This window comes from Oleiphilus sp. HI0061, from assembly GCF_001635675.1.
Map to the genome: position 1 here is coordinate 1 of NZ_LWFE01001123.1, position 6761 is coordinate 6761.

Below are 6761 nucleotides of genomic sequence, written 5' to 3' on the forward strand. Positions count from 1 at the left end.
TTCAGCTGGCTTTATATTGTATGGCATATATTTAACTAATTCGCGCGGAGCGTTGTTGGCAACAATGTCTCAAGTCGGTTTATGGTTCTTTAATCGCTATGGCCTAAAGAAGAGCATGATTGCCGGGGCATTTGCAGCACCTGTTGCTTTGGTTGTAATGAGTATGTTTAGGGAAATAGACTCCGAAGAAGCTTCTGCTGAAGGGCGCTTAGAAGCTTGGTATGAAGGTTTTCAGTTGCTTTTCTGGAAGCCGGTTTTGGGGGTTGGTATGGGGCAGTTTACAGATCATCACTATCTGACAGCTCATAATTCTTTTGTTTTGGTGTTTTCTGAGCTGGGCTTGAGTGGCTACTATTTATGGGTTGGGTTCTTAACATTTTCTGCTCTGATGTTATTGCTTATCTGGAATAAGAAAATAAAGGGGAGCTTATTTGAGAAGGCAAGTGCTACTGAACAGTCCATTGCTCGTACCTTAACTTATTCTATGCTTGGCTACTTGGCGACAGCTTTTTTCCTAAGCCGTTCTTATACACCTATGTTATATATTTTTTGTGCGATGTTTGTTGCGGGTTTTTATCGTACGACTGGATATCAAAAGGGTTACTATCGTCTCAGCTTTAAAGACTATTCAGGCAAGGTTTTTCTAGTATTTTCAGCCAGCTTGGTTTTGATCTATTTTACGGTCCGTTTTTTATTGTGAGGTTACTTTGCCTAAGAGCGTGTTAAAAAACACCTACTTTTCTTCGATAAATATCTACTTCGAATATTTGCTAGGTTTGATCATCTCTATACTGATCGCTCGCAGTTTGGGACCGGAGCAGTTTGGTGTCTATAGCTATCTGGTAAAAGTGGCGGGTATCAGTATTATTCTGACAAATGCAGGTATTTCTACTGGTGCAATAAAATTTATAGCGGAAGCACGTGCTCAGGGGCGCGAAGAAAAGATACCGGCAATATTTAAATACTTCCATAAGATCCAAATGCTCAAGACTGCTCTAGTAACAGGAGGCTTGACTGTGCTTGTGCTTCTTGTGCCAAACTTATTGATCGAAGAGCAGTACAGGCATTTACTGTTTTTTCTGATATTGGCAATTATTTTTAAAAGTGCGCATATGTATCGTGTGGGGGTGTTTAAAGGCTTCGAGCGTTTTGATTTCCTTGCTTATACCGTGTTGTTGGTGGCGCCAATAAACTTACTACTGGTTTGTGTGGTTAAATACTTAATGCCTGAATTGGCAAACTTCTACATGCTGTTTTCGGGCGTTGCTGTATGTTACTGGTTTATTTCGGGTTTTTACTTGAAGCGTTTGAGCCTAAAAAAGGGGGGGGAGCCAGCTATAACGCTTGATACGGCTTTACGGAAACGTATATCACATCATCTAAAAATTGTATCTATCAATACTATTATTGGCAGTCTGGCTATTGGGCAGTGCGAGGTTTTATTGTTAAAATATTACGCAAGTAACGAGGCTATTTCGTACTTTACGATTGCTCTGACTATCTCTGGTGCTGCCTTGTTATTGGTTCCCGGCGTATATAGCTCGGTTCTACTACCAGTTATTGCTCGCTCGGTGGCTGATGTAAATCAGGATCCTGCCGTGCGTATCAAGGAATCATCGCGTTACTTGTTCACATTAGGGGTAATGGTGGCCGCACCAACCTTGTATTTTGGCGAGCATGTGGTGGCGCTTCTCTATGGTGATGCCTTTTCTCAGGCGGGTATTATATTAGGGTTCTTTATTGTTGTGGGAACACTGAATGCTTTTAAGGAGCCGGTGAATGCTTATTTGCTCAGTGTTGATAAGCAGTCGCTGATGCTTAAGCTGAGTATTTTTGCGCTTATTCTGTCTTTGAGTGTGAATTTGACTCTCATTTCTCAGTGGGGGTTACAGGGTGCTATCACTGCATACATTATCGTGGCAATTGTTCTTGTTGTCGTGCTTCTCGGGATCGCTTATCGCTTCCTGGGGATTGTTCCGGATATCAGAAAACTATTGTGGGTGCTTGTTTCTGCATTTGTTTCCTTACAGTTCTCGATCTATGTATCCGGCTTTTTTGAGGGGGTTGTGGAAATTATCGTTGGCTATATTTGCTTCGGGTTAGTGTATCTGCTGTTGCTGATCGTGCTGAATGCACTGAGTGCCAGCGATTACCAAATGCTAAAAACGATGAGCGAGCGTTTAGGGCCAAAAGTGTCGGCAATAATTTGTCTGCTTGTGAATGTACGCTTAAAGATATAACAGGGACGAGATATGTATAGCTGGTTGTTTAGAACATTATTATATCCGCTTTATGAAACACATATGGCTAAGCGTAAGACGCTTGCTTATGTTCATGAGTACCAAGAAAACCAAAATCGTTCTCTATCTACTCTGGAGTCTATTCAACTAGATAAGCTTCGAGCCTTGCTGGTTCATACTTATGAGAATTGTGCTTTTTATCAGTCGCAGTGGGATCAGATTGGATTTGACCCCGCCGCTGTAGAGAGTGTCAAAGACCTTGAGGTATTACCTGTACTTGATAAAGATGTTATTCGTGATAACTACGAAGGCTTTGTAGCAGCTACACATAAAGGGAAGAACATTAAGAAAGCTACCGGAGGTTCATCCGGTGTGCCGTTCAGGTTTGAATTGGATCAAGAAAGTAATGAGCGCCGGCAAGGAGTCATGTGGAGAGGGTATGGAAACCTTGGTGCCGGGCTTGGTGTTAAATCACTTTATTTGTGGGGAGCGAACATTGCGCCTGTTGGTGCTAAGTCAGCCCTTAAAGATAAGCTTTATCACGCTTTCTATAATCGAAAGATATTAAACTCTTTCGAAATGACGGCATATAACTTGGGAACTTATGTTGAGCAGATTAACGCCTACAAAGCTGAGGCAATAGTTTCTTATGTCAACCCTTTGGTAACGTTGGCAGATTATATTATCGAGAATGATATAACCATTAAATCACCTAAGTCGATTTTGACTGGCGCCGAACCATTATATGAGTTTCAGCGGGAAAAAATCGAAAGAGCTTTCCGAGCGCCAGTATATAATACTTACGGTTGTCGGGAGTTTATGTTGATTGGTTCGGAGTGCAAAGAAAAGAATGGTTTGCATACAAATATTGATCACCTTGTTGTAGAGCTGTTGGGAGATCAAAATAAAGTGATTTCTGAAGCCGGAGTGTCTGGTGATGTGGTGGTAACCGACTTGCACAATTACGGCTTTCCACTTATTCGGTATCGAAATGGGGATCGTGCGACGATTTCTTCTGCTACCACTTGTCAGTGTGGTTCGCCTTTCCCGCTGCTTCAATCTATTGATGGCCGTAAGCTGGACGTGATTAAGACGCCCGATGGGAGAACTATTCCGGGCGAGTTTTTTCCTCATTTGCTAAAGGATTTCACCAGTATCAAACAGTTTCAGGTTGTGCAAAATACCTTGGATAGTGTTGATATTTTCTTGGTTTTATTTTCGGAGGATTCTGATCAGTTAAAACGAGTCAAACACTTAGTTGAAGAAAATGTTGGTAGCGAAGTGCTTGTGAATATTGAACTCGTTCCTGAGATCGCCTTAACATCAAGTGGTAAGCTGAGAGTCACTATCAGTAATTTATCATGAAGCTTCTTATCGTTACGAACTTATACCCACTGCCATGGGAACCGAATCGCGCAACTTTTAATAAGCAGCAGTTTGACCGCTTGGCAGAGCGGCATGAGCTTACACTTATCGTCCCAATTGCTTGGCCAGAATATCTTCGCAAGAGAGCGCAGATTAGTTCCTATTCTGCCAGCACTAAATACACAGTTAAGTATATTTGCTATTGGTATACGCCGAAGCTATTTCAGCAGCATTTCGGTCATTTTATGTTTTGGTCGGTCTTAAAAGGCGCGAGGGAGTTAATTTCCTTTTCAGATTTTGATGCAGTGCTAGGTAGTTGGGCGCATCCTGATGGTTTTGTTGCGCAAAAGCTCTCATATAGGCTGAAGCTACCTTATTTTATTAAGGTGCACGGCAGTGATATCAATGTGCTGACAGAGGATAAGAATAGAAATAAACAGATTCAACAAGTATGCAAAGGGGCTACGCATATTTTTACGCCCTCTGATGCTTTGCGGCTTAAGGTTTGTGGCTTGGGAGTTGAGAAGTCTAAGGTAACCAGAGTATACAACGGTGTTGATAATAAGTTGTTTTATCCAGAGGAAATAGCGTCAAATCCTTATTTCTTATTTGTCGGAAACCTTAAAAAAGATAAAGGTGTGTTAGACCTCCTAGATGCGTATGATGGCTATGTAAAAAGTGGAGGGAGTAAACTATTAAAGTTTATTGGTGATGGCGCTATGAGCCCGGTATTGGCTGAAAGAGTCGCTGCTTATGGCTTAGAGGCCAAAGTTTCTATGTTAGGAGCCCTAAAGCATGCTGATACAGCAAAGTATATACGCCAAAGTGGTTTGTTAATACTTCCTTCGTATCATGAGGGAGTTCCAAATGTACTGCTTGAGGCTGCAAATTGTGGCGTACCGGTAGTTTCTACTCGAGTAGGTGGCATTCCAGAAGTGGTTAAGGATGGAGTTTCAGGTATTTTAATCGAAGCAGGCGATTGTGAGGCCTTAACTAAAGCTATGGTGGACTTTGATCTGAATACTGCTTGCTGGAATAGAGAAGTTATTAAGGCTCACGGAAACCTGTTTTCATGGCCAAAGAATGTAAATGAAATTGACCAAATTATATGTAAAGCAGTACAAGGAAGTTCGGATGCATAATAGCCGTAATGTAATATTGATTTGTAATTATTCCAAAAAAATTGGACAGAGTATATTTACGTGTTGAAGCAACTTTTAAAGACGTTAGTAGCTAAACTGCTTCCCTCATCAGTTTTATTGCTGAAGGGGGCGTCAGGAGAGGCTTCTGTTTACCTGACTTTTGATGATGGTCCAACGCCTAATGTTACCGATAAGTTGTTTAGCTTATTAGAAAAGCATAATGCTAAGGCGACATTTTTTGTAATTGGGAAAAAACTAGAACAACACTTCGAAATTGGGAAGAGCTTGGTAGAAGCTGGTCATGTGGTGGGTAACCACTCTTATGACCATATTGATTTTGGGCGTTTGCCTCTAGGTAAACAGCTAAAACAGGCAAATGATGCGGATGCTTGGATTAGTAAGCTGGAACAGTCGGGTTCCAGGTTGTTTCGGGCGCCGCAAGGGCGCTGGAGTTTTGGTTTGCTGTTTTCGTTAGTGAAAAACAAATTTCGTCCAGTGCATTGGAGCTACGATTCATTAGATTATTCCAATCTGAGTGCTGATCAGATTGTTGAAAACTTTAAGCAGAAACCGGTTGTAAATGGTGAAATTCTTTTATTTCACGACGACGCTGAGAAGTGTGTGCAGGTGCTAGAGATAATGCTTCCTCTATGGGAGAAGCAAGGGATTCAGTTTAAGGTGATTAGTTAATTATGAACATAGTTTACCATCATAGAACTCGTGGGCATGGTGCTGAAGGTGTCCATATTATGGGAATCGTCAATGCATTTAGAAAGATGGAACACCAAGTAACACTTCTTTCTCTTCCAGGCTCAGACCCGGAACATAAGGAAGAGCAGGTCTCTGGAAATAGTGTAAAGCAAGAAAGGGCTCCTTCCTTGATGTCTAGAATGCTCCATAAGCTAATGGAGATGACTAAGTATGTGCCTGAGTTTGTTTTCGAATTGATAGAACTTGCCTATAACCTAATCGCTTATATGCGGGTAGGTAAACAGCTTAAATCTCAAAATGCTGACATGTTATATGAGAGATATTCACTATTCATGTTTGGCGGTGTGTTGAGAGCTAGAAGGCTTGGTATTCCGGTTATTCTTGAAGTGAATGATGCTGCAATCGTTGAGCGGGTGCGGCCTTTGTTTTTTAAGGGGTTGGCTCGAAGAGTAGAAAAATGGGTGTTTAAGAAATGTGATGGGGTAGTGTTCATCTCTACTAATTTCAAAAACACTGTTGAGCGTGAACACGGAGTGATTGCCCCCAGTGTTATTTGCCCAAATGCGGCGGATATTGAACAATTTACCTTAGCTGGGGTAGATCGAACTCAAGTCAAAAAAGATCTAGGGCTCGAAGGCAAGGCGGTTTGCGGCTACGTTGGGGCCTTTGTTTACTGGCACGGCATTGATTGGTTTGTCAAAGAAATCGCACCTCGTTTAGCTGCTGAGCCTCAATTAGCTTTATTGTTGGTCGGTGATGGTGTTGTGTTTGAAGAGATCTTGGCTGTTGTGAGGGATAATGGTCTACAGGGGCAAGTGATTATGCCAGGTCGTGTGCCACATGAAAAAGTTGGGGATTATATTGCTGCAATGGATTATGGCATCCTTCCTGATTCCAATGAATACGGTTCGCCAATGAAGCTTTTTGAGATGATGGCGATGGGGGTTGCCTTGGTTTCGCCGTCATTCGAACCGATTGCAGAAGTCGTTGAAGATGGGGGAACTGGTTGGCTATTCCCCCCAAATGACAGAAAAAGTGCGGTTGAAAAGGTCATTGAACTATCAAAAGATACTCAAAATATCGAAAGAGTTGGCGAGCAGGCTGAGTCTTATATTCGTGATGAAAGGCAATGGACACATAATGTTCAGAAAATTTTAACGTTATTGTGAGGTCTTAGGTTTCGATGCTTAAATTGTTTCTTCAGGATATGCGCTATAAACAGAAGGTATTTGCTGATGATGGCGCCCCGGTAAGTTTGTTAAAAATATTCTTGAGTGATGGTACCTGTGCCAACTTTTTATAC

Annotated in this window: 6 protein-coding genes; all 6 read left to right on the plus strand. The window is 41.8% G+C overall.

Annotated features, from left to right (window positions below):
* On the plus strand, positions 1 to 700 hold a 700-nt coding region (locus tag A3735_RS16660), incomplete at its 5' end, for an O-antigen ligase (protein ID WP_197485914.1).
* Positions 701 to 707: 7 nt separating this feature from the next.
* The gene (locus tag A3735_RS16665; protein WP_082880616.1) at positions 708 to 2240 is read left to right on the plus strand and encodes an oligosaccharide flippase family protein; all 1533 of its coding nucleotides are present in this window, start codon (positions 708 to 710) and stop codon (positions 2238 to 2240) included.
* Between the two features lie 63 nt (positions 2241 to 2303).
* Positions 2304 to 3605: a phenylacetate--CoA ligase family protein gene (locus A3735_RS16670; protein ID WP_156498100.1), complete on the plus strand. Its 1302-nt coding sequence runs from the start codon at positions 2304 to 2306 to the stop codon at positions 3603 to 3605.
* Positions 3602 to 4747, plus strand: coding sequence for a glycosyltransferase (locus A3735_RS16675; RefSeq protein ID WP_068515642.1), 1146 nt, complete (start codon positions 3602 to 3604; stop codon positions 4745 to 4747). Before A3735_RS16670 ends, A3735_RS16675 begins: the two co-directional genes overlap by 4 nt.
* Before the next feature lie 60 nt (positions 4748 to 4807).
* The gene (locus tag A3735_RS16680) at positions 4808 to 5437 is read left to right on the plus strand and encodes a polysaccharide deacetylase family protein (RefSeq protein WP_068508504.1); all 630 of its coding nucleotides are present in this window, start codon (positions 4808 to 4810) and stop codon (positions 5435 to 5437) included.
* A gap of 2 nt (positions 5438 to 5439) precedes the next feature.
* Positions 5440 to 6627, plus strand: coding sequence for a glycosyltransferase family 4 protein (locus A3735_RS16685; RefSeq protein ID WP_068515645.1), 1188 nt, complete (start codon positions 5440 to 5442; stop codon positions 6625 to 6627).
* Positions 6628 to 6761: the final 134 nt, after the last annotated feature.